This window comes from Streptomonospora sediminis (genome assembly GCF_054778995.1).
Genome location: NZ_BAAGYZ010000025.1, coordinates 24,393 through 40,945, shown reverse-complemented (window position 1 = coordinate 40,945; position 16,553 = coordinate 24,393). Strand labels below are relative to the sequence as shown.

Sequence of the window (16,553 nt, the reverse complement as noted above, 5' to 3'; positions counted from 1 at the left end):
GGCCCGCCGCACCAGGCAGGGCATGGAGTCCAGCGGCCCTGCGGGGCCGCGCACCGGTAAGGGCCCGGTGCCGGGCGGGTCGGCGGCCGATCGCCGCCGCACCGCCCGGCACCGGCCGACCATCCGCACGAAACACGTGAAGGCGGCTGATGAAGTTCACCGACGGGTTCTGGCACACACGGGAAGGCGTCCGCGCCCAGTACGCGCGCGAGGCCCGCGACGCCCGGGTCCAGGACGACCGCATCACCCTCTACGCCCCGGTCCGCGGGATCGGCCACCGCGGCGACACCCTCAACACGCCGCTGGTGACCGTCGAGGCCTGGTCGCCGGCCCCCGATGTGATCGGGGTGCAGACCACCCACCTGGCCGGTTCGGTGCGCCCGGCACCCGACTTCGAGGTGCGCACCGACCCCGCTGCCTCGCCCGCCACCCGCCAGGACGGCTCGGTGGTGGAGCTGTCGAGCGGCGAGCTGTCGCTGCGCGTGGACACCGCGGGGCCCTGGCGGCTGGAGTTCCGGTCGCAGGGCCGCACCCTCACCTCCGCGGGCGAGCGCGGCACCGGTTTCATTGAGACGGGCGACGGCGCGCACCACATGCTCACGCAGCTGTCGCTGGGGGTGCGCGAGCAGATCTACGGCCTCGGCGAGCGCTTCACCGCGTTCACCCGCAACGGCCAAACGGTCGACATCTGGCAGGCCGACGGCGGCACCAGCAGCGAACAGGCCTACAAGAACGTCCCCTTCTACCTGACCAACCGCGGTTACGGCGTCTTCGTCGACCACGCCGGCCCGGTCTCCTTCGAGGTGGGCTCGGAGTCGGTGGGCAGCGTGCAGTTCACCGTCGAGGACCAGGCGCTGCGGTACTACATCATCCACGGCGACACCCCCAAGGACATCCTCGCCAAGTACACGGCACTGACCGGCCGCCCGGCGCTGGTGCCGCCGTGGTCGTTCGGCCTGTGGCTGTCGACGTCCTTCACGACCTCCTACGACGAGGACACCGTGGCCGGGTTCGTCGACGGCATGGCCGAGCGCGACATCCCGCTGAGCGTGTTCCACTTCGACTGCTTCTGGATGCGCGAGTTCCACTGGTGCGACATGCAGTGGGACCCGGAAACGTTCCCCGACCCCGAAGGCATGCTGGCCCGGCTCAAGGCGCGCGGCCTGCGGGTGTGCCTGTGGATCAACCCCTACATCGCCCAGCGCTCGGAGCTGTTCGAGGAGGGCGCGCGGCTGGGCCACCTGGTGCGCCGCGCCGACGGCACCGTGTGGCAGTGGGACATGTGGCAGGCCGGCATGGCGCTGGTCGACTTCACCAGCCCCGCGGCGTGCGAATGGTACGCCGCAAAGCTGCGCGGCCTGCTGGACATGGGCGTGGACTGCTTCAAGACCGACTTCGGCGAGCGCATCCCCACCGACGTGGTCTGGGCCGACGGCTCCGACCCGCAGGCCATGCACAACTACTACACCCACCTTTACAACCGCACGGTGTTCGACCTGCTGCGCGAGGAGCGCGGCGAAGGCGAAGCGGTGGTGTTCGCCCGGTCGGCTACCGCCGGCGGCCAGCAGTTCCCGGTGCACTGGGGCGGCGACTGCGCCTCCAGCTACGGGGCCATGGCCGAGAGCCTGCGCGGCGGGCTGTCGCTGGGGCTGTCGGGCTTCGGGTACTGGAGCCACGACATCGGCGGGTTCGAGGGCACGCCCGACCCCGGGCTGTTCAAGCGGTGGCTGGCGTTCGGCCTGCTGTCCTCGCACAGCCGCCTGCACGGCAGCCGCTCCTACCGGGTGCCGTGGGCCTTCGACGAGGAGTCCAGCGAGGTGGCCCGCAAGTTCACCAAGCTGAAGTGCACGCTGATGCCGTACCTGTACGGCGCGGCGGTGCAGGCCCACCGGCAAGGGGTGCCCATGATGCGGGCGATGCTGCTGGAGTTCCCGGACGACCCCACCTGCGACCACCTCGACACCCAGTACATGCTGGGCGACGACCTGCTGGTGGCGCCCGTCTTCAGCGATGACGGCGAGGTGGAGTACTACGTCCCCGAGGGCGAGTGGCGCCACCTGCTCACCGGCGAGACCGTGCGCGGCCCCGCCTGGCGGCGCGAGGTGCACGGCTTCGACTCGCTGCCGCTGCTGGTGCGCCCCGGCGCGGTGCTGCCCGTCGGCCCGGTGGAGGACCGGCCCGACTACGACTACACCGACGGGGTGACCCTGCGGGTGTACACCGGAGCCCAGTCCGCCGAACCGGTGCGCACGGTCATCCCGGCCGCGGACGGTTCGCCCGCAGCGGTCTTCACCACCCGGTTCGAGGGCGGTGCCGCCGACGGCGGGGCCGGCCGAGTCGTCGTGGAGACCGAGGACACCGGCCTGCCCGCCTGGAACGTGCTCGTGGTGGGCGCCGGCAGCGCCGAGGTGCTGGAAGGTGCGGCGCAGACCGCAACCACCGCGGAGGGCGTCCGCGCCGCGGCGGCGCCGGGAACCCAGCGGGTGCGGATCGCGCTCGGTTAGCGGCCCGTAGCCGCGCGGCGCATTCGCGCGCTGCCGGGTCGGCGCGCTGCCGGGTCGGCAGGGCGGTGCCGCAGCGGGCCCGCGCCATGGCCGGTCTGCGGGGCGGCGGGCCCGCGCGGCAGGTTCGCCGGACCCGCCGCCCCACCCGCCCCGCCCCTGATCGTCAACCGCGGGCGGCGGGGGTGTCCTGGTCGCGGTAGGCCTGTTCGGCCGTGTGCAGGCTCCGGGGCAGCCCGGCGAACAACTGCGGGGGGATGTCGGCGGCGCGGCGCGCATGCTCGGCGCGTTCCGCCGCCGCCTCGGCCGCCGCGGGGCCGTCCAGCCGGGCGGCGGCCTCGGCCGCGACCTGCAGTGCCCAGGCCTCACCCGGGCGCGCCCCGGTATCGCGGTGCAGGCCGGCGGCGTGCTCGGCCAACCGGGCGGCCTGCGCGCGGTCGCCGGCCACCAGCTCGACCGCCGCGCGCAGGGTCGCCGCCCGCCCCTCCAGGATGCGGTGCGCGCCCTGCGACAAGTGGGCGGCGCGTTCGGCATGGGCGCGGGCGGTGGCCGCATCGCCGGACTCCAGCTGCGACCAGCCCAGCCCGATCCTCGCTTCGGCCGCGCCGAACCGGTAACCCGACTGCTCGGAGATCGCCAGCGCCTCGTCGAACAGGACCGCCGCGCCGGCCGCATCGCCATCGGCCATGCAGGCGGCGGCCAGGCCGGTGCGCGCATCGGCCTCAATGCGCCGCGCCCCCGCCGCCACGCACCGCTCCACCGCTTGGGCGCCGATGCGCCGGGCGGTGGCGGGATCGCCGCGTTCGGCGTGCACACGGCCGACATCAACGAGGACCGGCAGCAGCTGCAGCTCGCGCGCAGGCTGCTCCAGCAGGCGGATCGCCTGGTGGGCGAGGTCCAGCGCTGCTGCGGGCTCGCCGCTGTTGCGTTTGACGCTGGCGAGGCTGCCCAGCATCAGGCCCTCGCGGCCCGGCAGGTCCAGCCGCTGCAACCGGTCCAGTGCCGCGCGCAGGCTGCGCTGCGCGCGGGGCAGGTCGACGCTTTCGCAGGCGGCGCCGAGGTTGCCCTCCAGCACCGCCCCCTGCGCCTCCAGCCCTTGCTCGTCGCAGAGCCGGACCCCGCGCTCGAACAACTCGATGGCGCGGTCGATCCGGCCGCCCCAGACGTGCCACGGCGCAAGGTTGTTCAACACGGCGATCTCGCCCTCGGTGTCGCCGAGCTCCCCGAACAGCTCCAGGGCCTCCTCCAGGTGGGCGGCCGCCTGCTGCAGGTCGCCGCCGTTCCACAGCGCGCTGCCGACGTTGTGCAGCATCGCCGCCCGGGCCGCGGGGTCGCCGGAGGCGCGGGCCGCGCGCAGCCCGGTACTCGCGGCCTGCTGCCATTCGCTGAGCATGGTGCGCGCGGAAAAGGGGGTGCGCAGCGCATCGGCCAGGTGCCATGCGCGGTTCGCCGGACCGCGGGCCGCGGCGTCCTCGATGGTGGCCAGCAGGTTGGTGTACTCGGCGTCGAGCCAGGTCATGGCCGCGCCGGTGTCGGCGAAGGCCGCCGCGGGCGCGGGCCGCGGCATGCGCCGCGCATCGGGGGCGAGCAACCGGGCGGCGGCCTCGGCGGTGTCCAGTTGGTCGAGATAGACCCGCTCCAGAGCCGCGGCGCACTCGGACTCGGCCATCGTCTCGCGCGCCTGCTCGGCGGCGTATTCGCCGAGCAGGTCGTGGAAGCGGTAGCGGCCGGGCGCGTGCGGGTCGATCAGGTGGTGCGCCGCCAGCCGGTCCAGCGTGCTGCGGGCGTGGGCGGGGGCGCAGTCGGCGAGCACGGCGGCGGTGGCGGGCGTGAAATCGGGACCGGGCAGCAGGCCCAGCGCCGCGAAGAGGGCGCGTTCGCCGGCGCCGACGGCGGCGTGGGAGATGTCGAACGCGGCCCGGACCGCGGCCTTGGGGTCGCCCTCGACGTACAGGGCACCCAACCGGCCGGACCCGCGCAGTTCGGCGGCGTACTCGGCTATCCCGCCGCAGGCCAGGATATTGGCCGAGGCGATGCGCAGCGCGAGCGGGATGCGCCCGCACAGTTCGGCCAGCTCGTCGGCTGCATCGGGTTCGGCGTGCAGCGCGGCTTCGCCCAACGTGGCGGCGAGCAGCTGCAGCGCCTCGCGGCGGCCGAAGGGGGCCAGCCGGATCAGGACCGCGCCGTTCAGGGTGAGTCCGCGCAGGTCGTTGCGGCTGGTGGCGATGACGGCGCAGCCGGGGCCGCTGGGCAGCAGCGGCCGGATCTGCTCGGCGTCGGCGGCGTTGTCGAGCAGGACCAGAACCCGCCGCTCGGCCAGCACCGAGCGGAACAGCGCAGTCTGCTCCTCGACGTCGGCGGGGATGCGCTCGGCGGCCACGCCCAGGTCCTTGAGGAACCGGGCCAGCACTCGCGACGGGCGCAGCGCCGCCTCTTGGGCATACCCGCGCAGGTCGGCGTGGAGCCGGCCGTCGGGGAACCGGTTGCCGAGGGTGTGGGCCACCTGCAGGGCCAGCGCGGTCTTGCCGACACCCGGCGGTCCGGTGATCACGGCGATGGGCAGGCCGACGCTGCCGCGGCCCGCGGCGATCACGCGCGCCGCCGTTTCGGCCTCGGCGGTGCGGCCGACAAAGTCGGGCAGGGCGGGCGGGGCCCCGGACGGTACCGGCTGGTGCGGCGCGGGTTCGGGCCGCTGGGCGGGCCGGGGCGGGCCGGGCGGGGCCGTCCGCTCCGACTGTTCGGGCCGCCCCGGCCTGCCCGACGCTGCGCCGCGCCGCGCGGTCGCGGAGGGGCGTGCGGCGGGGCGGCCCCGATCGGCCGGCGCGGGCTCGGCTCCCGAATGCGCCGGCGCTGAGACGGGACCGCCCGTTTCGGCGGGGTCCTGCCTCAGCAGCGCCTCGAACAGGCGCTGCAGCCGCGGTCCGGGGTCGGCACCGAGTTCGTCGGCCAGCAGCCCGCTGACCCGGTGGTAGTGCGAGAGCGCCTCGGCCTGTCGCCCGGTGCGGTACAGCGCCGTCATCAGCTGCTCGCTGAACCGCTCGCGCAGCGGATGGCGGCTGGTCAGCGCCTGCAGCCGCGGAATGATCGGCCCGTTGTCGCCGCGTTCCAGAGCGGCGGCGAAACTGCGCTCCAGCAGTTGCAGCCGCCGTTCCTCGAACGGCAGGGCCACGTCGCGGTGCAGCGACTCCGAGGACACGTCGGCCAGTGCCGAGCCGTGCGGCACCGCCAGCGCCTCGTCGACCAGCCTGTGCTCGGCGGCGGTGTCGCCGCGGTCGCGCGCCGCGTCGGCCCGCTCGACCAGGGTGTGGAACCGGTGCAGGTCGACCTGTTCGGGCCGGATGTCGATGAGGTAGCCCTCGGTGCGGGTCTGCAGGGTCTGTGCGGGAATCCCGGAGCCCGCCAGCTCCCTGCGCAGCCGCATCACATAGGAGCGCAGGGTGGTGCGCGCGCCATCGGCCGCTTCGGAACCCCACAGCCGCTCGATGATCTCGTCGGCGCCGACGACCCTGCCGGGGCGCAGCAGCAGCGAGACCAGGACGACGCGCTGGCGCGGGGCCGGAGTCGGTACCGGGGTGCCGGCGACCCGCACGTCCAGGAGCCCGAGGACGCGGAAGTCTGCGGCATCGGCGCTGGTCATCGGCCCCCCGAATACACCCCTGTCGAATCACCGGCAGCGGCGCCGCTCCGCCTGGGTTCGGCCGGTTTCGGCCAGGTCGGCGCCGCGCGCCCCTTGAGGCTACCTGCCCGGTGGGAGTGCTCACCGGCGGTGACCCGGCGCTGGTGGGCGCACGCGGGGCGGACGGCGCCGCATTCGCTGCAACGGAGTTGCCACGCGCCGGTGCCACCATCTGTGCGGGTTCGTGGGAGGAACCCCCTCCCGCCGGCGGCCGACCGGGGCCGGCCCCGGCGGGACCGGAGCGCGCGGCCCATCGGCGGCACCGCTGCGCCGCGGCCTTGGCGCAGGCGCGGCCCGCAGGCCAGGGCTTCTCAGGGAACCGCCGGCGGTGGTGTCGGCATGCCGGCCAGGACGGGGCCGGATGCCGGCACCACCGCCGGCGGCCGCGATGCACCGTCCCCGGCGCAGGCAGCGCCGGGGCGCATCGCCGCCGCGCCCGCGGCGGCCCGCAGCCCGCCGCGCCGCACCCCGGGTTCATTCGCAGCCGCCCCGGCGCGGTGCGGCGGGCGCCCCCACCAGCAGGACTCAAGGAGGAACATGTCTCGATTCGCGTTGAAGGCAGCGGCCCTGGCCAAGAAGGGTGCCGTTACCGCCATGGCGGTGGGCGCCCTCACGGCCGGCGGGACGGTCGCCGCCGCGCCGGCGTCGGCCGCGACCGGCTTCGACCGCTGCCCGCACGGGTACTTCTGCCTGTTCTCGCAGGAGTTCGGCCAGGGAACCATGGCCTACTTCTCGTGGGGCTCGCCCGACCTCGCCGCCCAGGGGTTGCCGAACGGCTACAGCTCCGCGTGGAACCGGTCAGGCAACATTGTGCACGGCTACGCGGGACTGAACTACTCCTCGTGGCACCTGACGACGATGGACCCCTACGAAGCGCCGCGCTCGGTCGTCTATGACAGCGAGCGGGTGCACTCGATCCGCGCGGTCTAGCCGCACGGCGGCGGTGCCGGCGAACCGGTCAGGACGGGACCGGGCCCGGCACCGCCGGGGGCAATCGGCTCACCGGCGCATGCAACGGCAGGGCGCCGGCCGGTACACCGCCGGGACCGCCCCCGTAAGGCGCCGCCGACCGCCGGTGGCAACCTTCAACTATTTTCTTTAGGCGTGTAGGCGGATACACCGCCACCGCCGGACCGCGCCCTCCGCGCCGGGGATCGGGACGCCCCGGCTGTGCCCGGTGCGCGTGCCTGCCGCCGCGCGGGGATGCGGAAGGTGCGCCGGAGAGTGCCTCCGGCGCCCGGAATCCCCGTTGCAGAGGGTGGTTGACAATGTTGCGAGCGTGCGGCAATCATAGAAGATGAATATTGTGGGAGCGCTCCCACAATGCCACGCCAACCGTTCTTTAACGGCCAAGGTGCCGCCCCCGCACCGTCGCCGGCCCGCCTCGCGGCCGCTCAAAACAGCACACCGGCAACCCGCTGAAAACGGGGAGGCCCGCATGTCCCGCCACATTCTGGTAACCGGCGCCAGCGGAATGCTGGGCAGCCGCGTGATGACGGCGTTCCGTACGGCAGGCCCCGGCGATACGGCGCAGCGGGAATCCGCCGGCGGCACCGGGCACAACACTGTCGCCGGTTGGTCGTACCGCCGCGAGGCACCCGGACTGCACCGCATCGATGCCGCATCCGCCGACCAGGTCGACCGGTACTTCGCCGAACACAGGCCGCAGGTGTGCGTGCACTGCATCGCCGCCCCCGATGTCCAGGCGTGCGAACGCGACCCGCGGATGGCCCACCTGCTGAACACCGTGACCACCGAGAACGTCGCCCTTGCCTGCGCCCGGCACGGCACCAAACTCGTCTACATCTCCACGGAGTACGTCTTCGGCGGCTCGGCCGGCGGAGGATCCGGCCGGGGATACCGCGAGGACGACTCCCCCGGCCCGCTGCAGGCCTACGGCGACACCAAGCTGCGCGGCGAGCGCTGCGCCGCCCGGGCCCCCGGCGCGCTCACCGTCCGCCTGCCCGTGCTGTACGGCGACCCGGTCCCCGACCGCGCCCCCACCTGGCTCGAAGCCATGCTGGACGCGCTGGAGCAGGGCCGCCCCGTCGACCTCGACGACCACTACGAGCGCCAGCCCACCTGGAGCCACGACGTCGCCGCGGTCCTGACCCGGGCCGTCGCCGACGACCTCTCCGGCGTCCTGCACGTTGCGGCGCAGGAGGGCGCCACCAAATACGCGTGGGGCCGGCTTGTCGCCGAGGCCGCCGGATACCGGCCGGACCTGCTGCGCCCGGCCGCACCCGCACCCGGCGGCGCCGCGCGTCCCGAACGCCCCTGGTTGAGCACCGAACGGCTGGAGTCCCTCGGGCTGCGGCCGCCACCGGGCATCAGCCGCCGCGCAGCCGACCACCTGCGCTCGGCGTTCGGCGCCCGGCGGCGCGCCTCGGCCTGAAGAGCCGGCGCGCCCAACCGCCCGTCTCCCGCTCGCAGAAGGTGATCCCGGTGGAAGCCATCGTGTGCGATACGACCTGCCAGCGGCACCCGGCAGCACCGGTCGGCGTGGTCGACCGGGTCCGCGGCGCCGTGTTGGACGGCACCCTCGGCCGTATCAGCGTCCTGGCCAACGGCACCACCGCGGAATGCGGCTCACCCGCCCGGTGGCCCGGTGTCGTGGAGTGGACGGTCCCGGCCCGCCAACACCAGCGCTACTGGCTGCTCGCAACCGCCCTGCGCCGCGGCACCGGCAGCATGCTCGTCTTCGACTGCGCCTGCGACATCCGGCCCGGCGTCGTCGAGGCATTCGCCAACCTGGATACCGCCACGGCGCTGGTGGCCGACCGGCCCGACCACCCCGACCACGCCGCGGCCGCAACCCGCCGCGAAGGCAGCGGCCTGCGGCTGGTGGGGCTGCACGGCCCGAACCAACACGCATCCGCAGGCACCCGCCCCGGCCCGGCCGCCTACCTCGGCGCACTGCTGGTCACCGGCACGGCGGACCGCCGGCAGCTCGCCGGCATGCTCGACCGCTGCGCCGGCCACCACCCTGCCCACCGTGCCGATGCCGCTGCCCTTGCCCCCTGGCACGACGCGCTCGGGTCCCTGGCACAACGCACCCGCATCCGCTGCGCGGTACTGGCCCGCGACGTCCACGGCGACGAGACGGTGATCGAGGGGCGGCTGGCCGGCGGTTCCCACGCCAGCACCTACATCCGCCTGCTCCACTGCGGAAACCGCACGGTCCGCAAAGAGGCGGTCGGCGCCGGCCTCGCCAAGCTCAACGACGAGGTCGCGTGGTTGCGCGGCCTGGAACCCACCGCCGGCCGGCACTTCCCCGACATTGTCGCGAGCCGCGCCGAGCCCCGCGGTGTCTCGATGGATCTCGCCTTCCACCACCTGCCCACCCTGCGCGAGCTGATCCTCAGCGGGCGGATCGACGCCGAGGAGGCCGCTCTGTGGACACGCCGGATCCTCGCCGTGCTCCGCCGCGACCTGTATCCGGCCGGGCGCCGCCCGGCCCCCGCCGACTACGTCCGCCGCACCCATCTGGACCGGGTCGAGGCCAGACTGGCCGAGACCGCCGCCGCGCTGCCGGACCGCCACCGGCTGTGGACCGCCGACAGCCTGTTGGTCAACGGTGTCCGGCTGCGCGGCGCCCGCGCACTTGCCGCCGAACTCGCCTGCGATGAGCAGGCACTGCGCATGCTCACCCCGGACCGGCTGGTGCGCACGCACGGCGACCCGCACTTCGACAACGTCCTCATCGACCGGCAGAACCACCGCTTCCTACTGATCGACCCCCGGGGCAACACCGGCTACGACCCGGCCTATGACCTGGGCAAGATCTGGCACTCCACCAACTCCCTGTACGACCTGGTCCACACGGGCCAGGTCGAGGTCGCGGCCGGCAACGACGGCATCGACTACGCGTTCACCTCCCCCCGCCTCGTCGCGTTCTACCACCGGGTCCGCGAGCGAGTGCACGCCTGGCTCATCGCCACGGGTTGGCATGGCGACGACCCCCATTGGCTGCTGAAGGTCCGCTTGGCCGAGGCCGCCCACATGTGCAGTGTCATGCCCTTCCACATCGCCCACGACCAGCGCGAAACCGTCGCGCTCGCCTGCTACGCCCGCGGGCTGGAGCTGTTGAACGAACTCCGCCGCGACCTGGTCGCCGCCGGCCCCCGCCCCTCCCGGGCCGGCGTGCCGGGCCCTTCGCGGCGGGCAGCGGTCATGGACCGGGCCTGCGGCTGAGGCCGCCCCGGGCCGGCTGTTCCGGCAGAAAGGAATCCGCAGGATGCATGTAATACGCCAAAGCCAAGCGGCGGCGGACCGGCGCCCCGATGGCCGCACGGTGCTGTCCCTGCTCGACCTTCCGGTGGACGTACCGGTCGACCGCGCCGCGGTCCTCTACGTCGAACACCCCGCCGGCTTCACCGAGCAGCGGCACTACCACCAGTATCTCTACGAGGTGTTCTACTTCCTGGACGCCGCCGACTACTGGGTCGCCGACGTCATGGTCCGGCTGGCGGCCGGCGATGTGCTCGTCCTCGAACCGAACGACGCGCACGGCGCGCTGCCGGTGCCCCACCCGGTCCGGCTCCTGGTCTTCCACCTGCCCAAGGTTCCCGGCGACAAGGTCGAGGTTCCCGCCGGCACCGCCCGCACCGGCGCCCGGCGGTAGGAAGCAGGAGGTACTGCAGTGGCCGCCAAAGGCTGCATGTTCGACTTCTCCGGCACGCTCATGCGGATCGAGCCTGCCGCCGACTGGCTGCGCGCGGCCCTGGCCGAAGCCGGCATCACCGCCACCGATTCCGAGACCGCGGAGTACGCCGCCCGGCTGGAACGCTGCGGAGCCCAGCCCGGGGGCGCCCCGCCGCCGGCCGTGCCGGCCCGCCTCGACCGGCTGTGGCACGAACGCGACCTGTCCGCGCGGGCCCACCGCGCCGCCTACACCGCCCTGGCCCGGCAGGCCGGTCTTCCGTGGGGCCAGGCCGTGTTCGGCGCCCTGTACGCCCGCCATACGGCACCGGCCGCGTGGCGCCCTTACCCGGACACTGCGGCGGTGCTGGGCGAACTGCACCGGCGCGGTGTCCCGGTGGCCGTGGTCAGCAACATCGGCTGGGACCTGCGCCCGGTCCTGCGCGCCCACGGCCTGGCGGAGTTGGTGCAGGCGTTCGTGCTCAGCTGCGAGCACGGCCTGCAGAAACCCGACCCGCGCCTGTTCCGCACCGCCTGCGACTCGCTCGGCCTGGCCCCCGAGCGAGTGCTGATGGTCGGTGACGACCGCAACGCCGACACCGGTGCGCTGGCCCTCGGCTGCCCGGTCCACCTGGTCGACCACCTGCCCGTCCATGCCCGCCCGGCCGGTCTTCGCCCCGTCCTCGACCTGGTGCCGAAACCGGCCGTGCCGCTGCGCTGACCCCGTTTGCGGCGCGTGCGGCACGCACCCGAACCGACACCTTTACAAGGTAGATTTCCTTATTGCCCGATATGCGTGCACTCTCCGCCGGACGGCCGGGCTTTGGGATCTCCGACGGGCTTCCAAAGCCCGCACTATAAAACACAGGATCAGGCTACCCGCTTCTCTATTAGCTCTTTTATTTCCCGAAAAGCCTCGTCCCTCCGAAAATTATCCGGCCACCCGAACGCCCGATAGAGTTGTCGAGTATATTGGAGGTCCAAATCGGTTCCCCAGATTGGAGCTGTTTGCATCAGAACCTCCTCCTCACTCAACACTTCGCCGGGTTTTCCCGCACCAACGCTATCGTCCACCAGCATACCCCAACCGGGACAGGGAATAAGCCCCAGATTCCGATATTTTTCCTTCACGCCCTCGAAGTATTCTTTAATATCATACCCGGAACCGTCGCATCGAATCCTTTCTTCGACGGCCCTACCTTCCCGCACGTCGATAAAAAGGGTTACGCCGCCACTCTCGAAGCCCTCCGCAAAGACGAAGACGTGGTCGGGCGCGGACTCTTCATCCCACGACTCTTCATCTTCCGACTCGTCCTCCCACGGCCAGAGGTGCTCATGGTCAGTCGATCGCACACTATCGACCGTGCGGTAGTCGAGCAGGTGCGATTTGTAGTTAATTTGCCCCAAGCAGTCCGACTGGTCCGAGGTGCGATCGACGAGGTACGGAAGGTTCCTCAAAACTTCGATGACGAGATCCGACTTGAAGCCGTCGCACTTTTCGGGCGAGTAACCGGGCCACCCTCCCGGTGGCGGAACAACAAGTTCGCCAGGGTCGCGGTACAGGGTCGTCAGAAACGTCAAAAAATCCAGCACAATTTCGGATATCTCAGAGGGCGGGTAAACCGGAACTTTTTCTTCGGAGCCCATTTCGCGTCCTTTATTGCGACAAATCATTGCATTGTGGGATGTGGACCTTAGCAGAGTCGCCCGGGCCCACACAGCGCCGCGCGGCCCCGCAACGAGCACGCCGCCCGCTCCCCCGGCTACCAGCCGTTGAGCAGCAGGTGGTTGGCCAGCAGCGCCAGCGCCGCCTGGACACCGAGCCATACGCGGTGGTCGCGGACGGGCAGCAGCGCAGCGGCGGGGACCACCCAGACCACGAACGGCAGCCAGATCCGCTCCGTCTCGGCCTTGCTCATGCCCGATAGGTCCGCCGCGGCGATCGCCAGCAGCGCGGCCGCGGCCAGCACCGCCAGGGCATCGGTGCCGCGCGGCGGTCCGCCGCGCAGCCCGCCGAGGGCCGCCGGGGCGGCCTGCACCGCCCGGCGCCGCCCGGCGATCGCGGCCGGTCCGGCCGTGATCACGACGATGGCCAGGTTGGCCCAGACCCAGTAGTACTGGGGCCGTTCGCCGCCCACCCCCTGGAAGTAGCGCTCGACCAGCAGCTCGTAGCCCTCCAGCCACCAGAATCCGGCTGCGGTGAACGCGGCCGCCACGGCAGCTGCACCGACGGCGGCGACCGGCAGCGGGCGCAGCGTGCGGGTGCAGGCGACCACCGCCAGCGCAAGAATCCCCGCCAGGGCCAGGCCGTAGGACAGGTACAGCACCCACCCCAGCAGCAGCCCGGCTCCCAGCGCCGCCGCCCAGCGGGCGCGGCCGGGCGAGGTTCCCGCCAGTGCGAGCAGCGCCAGTCCCCAGGCGGTGACCGCGGCGAAGTAGCCGTCCGCCGATGTACCGATCCACACGGCCGCGGGCGCCAGGACCGCGAATGGGGCGGCCAGGCGCGCGGCCCGCTCGGCGCCCAGCGCGCGCAGGGTGACCAGGATCGCCGCGGCGGCCGAACTTCCCGCCACGATGCAGAACACGCCCGCCCAGGCGCCGCCGCCCAGCCCGATGCGGTCCAGGCCGACGAAGGTCAGCATCGCGCCCGGCGGGTGCCCGGCGACGTGCGCGGGCCAGTTCTGCGGCACGTCGATCAGGATGTGGTCGGTGAAGGTCCGCAGCGCGGCGCCGGCGTCGTCCCAGCGGCCCATCGCCAGCAGGTACTCGTGCTTGTCGGTGAGCTGGCCGGCGATCCCCCGCTGCCAGCCGTCGACCAGCGCAAGGGAGAACGTCCAGGCCATTGCCGCGGCCCAGGCCCCGGCCACCAGCGCCGGCCACCGCAGCCGCGCCGCGACCGCGGGCCCCCACCCCGCCACCGCCACCGCGACGGCCAGCGCGGGCACGGTGCCCGGACCGGCGTGCGGGGCCCACTCCGAGTACAGCGGCTCGAAGTCGACGTAGAGCTTCTGGCCCGCGCGCTCGATCAGCACGCCCACGACTGCGGCGGCCACGACCAGCACCGCAGCGGCAGCGGCCGTCGCCAGGTCCCGGCGGCGGCCCGAACCGCGGGAGGCGCCGGTGCCCGCGGGCGGGGACGGCGGACCGTCCGCGTCCGCTGCCCGGTGCTCCGGGCGGCCGCCGCCTGCGGGCTGCGGTGCCCGCGCCGGCTTGGCCGCCCTGCCGAAGCGGCTCATCGCCCGTCCCTCCCTTCCCGGCGCAGCGCCGCGAACGACCGGTGTCGGCAGGTCCACACCTCGCTCACGGTCCAGGCCGTGCCGACTGCCGCCCGGGCGAGCGCGGTCGGGCCCACGCGCGCCCAGGCGAACGGGACACCGCAACTTCCTTCGGCGTCGCAGAACTGCACCGACAGCCGCTCGTCGGCGTCCTCGCCGGCCACCTCGGCCAGCAGCAGGCCGCCACCGGCCACGACATCGGCCAGGCGGGCGAGCAGCGCCTCCGGTGACCCGCCGATCCCGATGTTGCCGTCGACCAGCAGCGCCGTGCCCCAGCCGCCCTCGCAGGGCAGCGGCGCGTACACGTTGCGGCACAGCGCGCTGCCGCCGGAGGCGAGGGTGCGTTCGACCGCGGCCGGGTGCATGTCGACGCCCAGGGCCCGATGGCCCCGGCCGGCCAGTCCGGCCACCATCCGGCCGGGTCCGCACCCCACGTCGAGCACGGCCCCTTCGCAGCGCTGCAGCACAGTGGTGTCGGCGGGGTCGCACGGCGCGCACCAGCGCTCCACCTCCAGCGGCAGCAGGCGGCCGCCGTCGGTGTCGCGCAGGAACAGCGGCCCGCGGCCTGCGGCGAGCGCAACGGCGTAGGGGTCGCCGGTGTCCGCGCCGACCGGGGGAATGCCGGGCAGGCTGTGCGCGGCGCCTGTCGTGGTCATGAAGCCTCCTCGCCGCGGCGGCGGCGCCATGCCGCGGCAAAGCGGCGGTCGGGTGCGGTGCCTGCGACGCGGGCGGCGGCTGCGGGGGTGTCGACGTCGACCAGTTCCGGCAGGTCGCGCACCCGCAGCCCGGCCCGCACCAGGCGGCGGCGCTGGATCGCGCCGGTGCGCGGGGTGGACATGGGCACGCCGCGCAGCAGGTCCGGATCGGGTTCGGCCAGGCCCAGTGCCCAGAACCCGCCGTCCTCGGCGGGCCCGAACCAGGCGTCGGTCCGTTCCCAGGCGTCGGGTGCGAGTGCGGGCGCCAGCAGGCCGGGGGCGAGTTGGGGCGTGTCCATGCCGACGACCAGGGCCGGGCCGGAGCATCCGGCGAAGGCCGCGGCCAAGCGCTCGTCCAGCCCGCCGCCCGCCTGGGCCACGACCTCGAAGCCGCGGTCGGGCAGCCAGGTGCCGGGGCGGCCGCTGAGGACCAGCACCCTGCGGCGCGCCGGGGCGGCCAGTACCGCATCCAGGGTGTCGGCCAGGGACGCCGCGGCGAGTTCGGCGGCTTGGGCGGGGGTGAACTCGGGGGTCAGCCGGGTTTTGACCCGGCCGGGGACCGGTTCCTTGGCCATGATCAGCACCGTGGTGGGGCCGTCCGGCCGCGGGCCGCCGGTGTCCGAAGCGGGGCCGGCGGATACCGGCCGGTCGGCGGGTGCTGCGGCGGTGCGGCGCAGCCCGTTGCCGCTCACCGCGTCCCCACTGCTTCGCCGCCGCCGGCCGGGGGCGGCGGTTGGCGCAGCACCGCCCGCATGTCGCGCACGGCGGTCCAGGTGCCGCGCCAGGTACCGGTGACCTTGGAACGCCCGCTGCGAGGGCCGTAGGGGACATCGACCTCGGCGACCCGCCACCCCGCGTCGGCGGCGCGTACGACCATCTGCAGCGGGTAGCCCGAACGCCGGTCGGTCAGGCCCAGCCCGAGCAGTGCGGCGCGGCGCGCAGCCCGCATCGGGCCGATGTCGCCGACGCGGACACCGGCGCGCCGGCGCAGCATGCGCGAGACGGCGAAGTTGCCGGCGCGGGCGTGCAGCGGCCAGGTGCCCGGGCCGGTGCGGCGGCGCCGGCCCAGTACCAGGTCCGCCGCGCCGCTGCGCACCTGCTCGACCATGGGCGGCAGCAGGGAAGGATCCAGGGAGCCGTCGCAGTCGCAGAAACACACGAACTCGGCCGCGGCCGCGGACAGGCCCGCGTGGCAGGCCGCACCGAACCCGCGCCGGGGCTCGGTGACGACGCTGGCGCCCAGGCGTGCGGCGATGTCCGGCGAGCCGTCGGTGGAGCCGTTGTCGACGACGATCGCCCGCCATCCGGGCGGGATGCGGCCCAGCACCCAGGGCAGGGCGCGGGCCTCGTCCAGGCAGGGCAGCACCACCTCGACCGCAGGGGCGGGGCCGGTGGGATCCGCGGCGCCTGCGCCGGGGCGGGCGCCGGTCTCCGGTGTAGCGGATCCGGGTGGGTGGTGCGGGTGCGGGTCGGACACTGCCTCTCGGCCGCCGTGCGGCTCGCCTCGGGCCATGGAACCTCCTGGCATCGCCGCGACTCCGCGGTGGCGGTGCGCAGGTGCGGGTACGCCGTGTACCCGGTTCCCGCGGCCCCGCCGCCTCTCGTCGCGCTGCGCCGCTGATCGTTGACTCGTCGTTTCCGGCTACCCCGGATGTCCGCGGACACCCGGGGTTCACCTGTTGTTCGGAGCCGGCGGCCGTATGGCGACCCGGTGCGGCGGCCGGATTCCGTTGCCGCACCCGGAGGAGTACCTGGCGGAGTGTGC

12 protein-coding genes are annotated in these 16,553 nt (G+C 73.8%); 6 read left to right on the top strand and 6 right to left on the bottom strand.

Annotation, left to right across the window (positions count from 1 at the left end; all coding sequences use genetic code 11):
* Nucleotides 1–149: 149 nt before the first annotated feature.
* Nucleotides 150–2,504: an alpha-xylosidase gene (gene yicI, locus ACYVD5_RS07165; RefSeq protein ID WP_461000130.1), complete on the top strand. Its 2,355-nt coding sequence runs from the start codon at nt 150–152 to the stop codon at nt 2,502–2,504.
* Nucleotides 2,505–2,667: 163 nt separating this feature from the next.
* Here the strand turns inward: yicI and ACYVD5_RS07160 are convergent, their stop codons facing one another.
* Nucleotides 2,668–6,138 (bottom strand): AfsR/SARP family transcriptional regulator, encoded by a 3,471-nt coding sequence (locus tag ACYVD5_RS07160; RefSeq protein ID WP_461000129.1) that lies wholly within the window; start codon nt 6,136–6,138, stop codon nt 2,668–2,670.
* Between the two features lie 576 nt (nt 6,139–6,714).
* Here ACYVD5_RS07160 and ACYVD5_RS07155 point away from each other — a divergent pair.
* The 5 genes from ACYVD5_RS07155 to ACYVD5_RS07135 all read left to right on the top strand — a co-directional run bounded on the left by ACYVD5_RS07155 (nt 6,715) and on the right by ACYVD5_RS07135 (nt 11,539).
* A complete protein-coding gene (locus ACYVD5_RS07155; RefSeq protein ID WP_461000128.1) occupies nt 6,715–7,107 on the top strand; it encodes a peptidase inhibitor family I36 protein in 393 nt (130 codons plus the stop codon).
* Between the two features lie 508 nt (nt 7,108–7,615).
* Nucleotides 7,616–8,572, top strand: a complete 957-nt coding sequence (locus ACYVD5_RS07150) for an SDR family oxidoreductase (RefSeq protein ID WP_461000127.1) — start codon at nt 7,616–7,618, stop codon at nt 8,570–8,572.
* A gap of 50 nt (nt 8,573–8,622) precedes the next feature.
* Nucleotides 8,623–10,371: a phosphotransferase gene (locus ACYVD5_RS07145; protein WP_461000126.1), complete on the top strand. Its 1,749-nt coding sequence runs from the start codon at nt 8,623–8,625 to the stop codon at nt 10,369–10,371.
* 43 nt (nt 10,372–10,414) lie between these two features.
* The gene (locus tag ACYVD5_RS07140) at nt 10,415–10,801 is read left to right on the top strand and encodes a hypothetical protein (RefSeq protein ID WP_461000125.1); all 387 of its coding nucleotides are present in this window, start codon (nt 10,415–10,417) and stop codon (nt 10,799–10,801) included.
* Between the two features lie 18 nt (nt 10,802–10,819).
* On the top strand, nt 10,820–11,539 hold the full coding sequence (locus ACYVD5_RS07135; RefSeq protein WP_461000124.1) for an HAD family hydrolase: 720 nt from the start codon (nt 10,820–10,822) through the stop codon (nt 11,537–11,539).
* Nucleotides 11,540–11,688: 149 nt separating this feature from the next.
* On the opposite strand, the gene ACYVD5_RS07130 is transcribed toward ACYVD5_RS07135, so the two are convergent.
* The 5 genes from ACYVD5_RS07130 to ACYVD5_RS07110 form a co-directional block, all read right to left on the bottom strand.
* The gene (locus ACYVD5_RS07130) at nt 11,689–12,465 is read right to left on the bottom strand and encodes a hypothetical protein (RefSeq protein WP_461000123.1); all 777 of its coding nucleotides are present in this window, start codon (nt 12,463–12,465) and stop codon (nt 11,689–11,691) included.
* A gap of 116 nt (nt 12,466–12,581) precedes the next feature.
* Nucleotides 12,582–14,054, bottom strand: coding sequence for a hypothetical protein (locus ACYVD5_RS07125; RefSeq protein ID WP_461000122.1), 1,473 nt, complete (start codon nt 14,052–14,054; stop codon nt 12,582–12,584).
* Entirely contained in the window at nt 14,051–14,749 is a 699-nt protein-coding gene (locus ACYVD5_RS07120) for a class I SAM-dependent methyltransferase (protein ID WP_461000121.1), read from the bottom strand. The genes ACYVD5_RS07125 and ACYVD5_RS07120 overlap by 4 nt, the downstream gene beginning before the upstream one ends.
* The gene (locus tag ACYVD5_RS07115) at nt 14,746–15,363 is read right to left on the bottom strand and encodes a TIGR04282 family arsenosugar biosynthesis glycosyltransferase (protein ID WP_461000146.1); all 618 of its coding nucleotides are present in this window, start codon (nt 15,361–15,363) and stop codon (nt 14,746–14,748) included. The genes ACYVD5_RS07120 and ACYVD5_RS07115 overlap by 4 nt, the downstream gene beginning before the upstream one ends.
* A gap of 113 nt (nt 15,364–15,476) precedes the next feature.
* Nucleotides 15,477–16,301 carry a glycosyltransferase family 2 protein gene (locus tag ACYVD5_RS07110; protein WP_461000120.1) on the bottom strand — a complete coding sequence of 275 codons (825 nt, stop codon included), beginning with the start codon at nt 16,299–16,301 and terminating at the stop codon, nt 15,477–15,479.
* Nucleotides 16,302–16,553 lie beyond the last annotated feature (252 nt).

Excerpts from the sequence above, each read along its gene's own strand:
- ACYVD5_RS07155 (WP_461000128.1), top strand. The coding sequence starts at position 6,715 with ATGTCTCGATTCGCGTTGAAGGCAGCGGCCCTGGCCAAGAAGGGTGCC.
- ACYVD5_RS07110 (WP_461000120.1), bottom strand. The coding sequence starts at position 16,301 with ATGGCCCGAGGCGAGCCGCACGGCGGCCGAGAGGCAGTGTCCGACCCG.
- ACYVD5_RS07160 (WP_461000129.1), bottom strand. The coding sequence starts at position 6,138 with ATGACCAGCGCCGATGCCGCAGACTTCCGCGTCCTCGGGCTCCTGGAC.
- ACYVD5_RS07150 (WP_461000127.1), top strand. The coding sequence starts at position 7,616 with ATGTCCCGCCACATTCTGGTAACCGGCGCCAGCGGAATGCTGGGCAGC.
- ACYVD5_RS07140 (WP_461000125.1), top strand. The coding sequence starts at position 10,415 with ATGCATGTAATACGCCAAAGCCAAGCGGCGGCGGACCGGCGCCCCGAT.
- yicI (WP_461000130.1), top strand. The coding sequence starts at position 150 with ATGAAGTTCACCGACGGGTTCTGGCACACACGGGAAGGCGTCCGCGCC.
- ACYVD5_RS07115 (WP_461000146.1), bottom strand. The coding sequence starts at position 15,363 with ATGGCCAAGGAACCGGTCCCCGGCCGGGTCAAAACCCGGCTGACCCCC.
- ACYVD5_RS07120 (WP_461000121.1), bottom strand. The coding sequence starts at position 14,749 with ATGACCACGACAGGCGCCGCGCACAGCCTGCCCGGCATTCCCCCGGTC.
- ACYVD5_RS07125 (WP_461000122.1), bottom strand. The coding sequence starts at position 14,054 with ATGAGCCGCTTCGGCAGGGCGGCCAAGCCGGCGCGGGCACCGCAGCCC.
- ACYVD5_RS07130 (WP_461000123.1), bottom strand. The coding sequence starts at position 12,465 with ATGGGCTCCGAAGAAAAAGTTCCGGTTTACCCGCCCTCTGAGATATCC.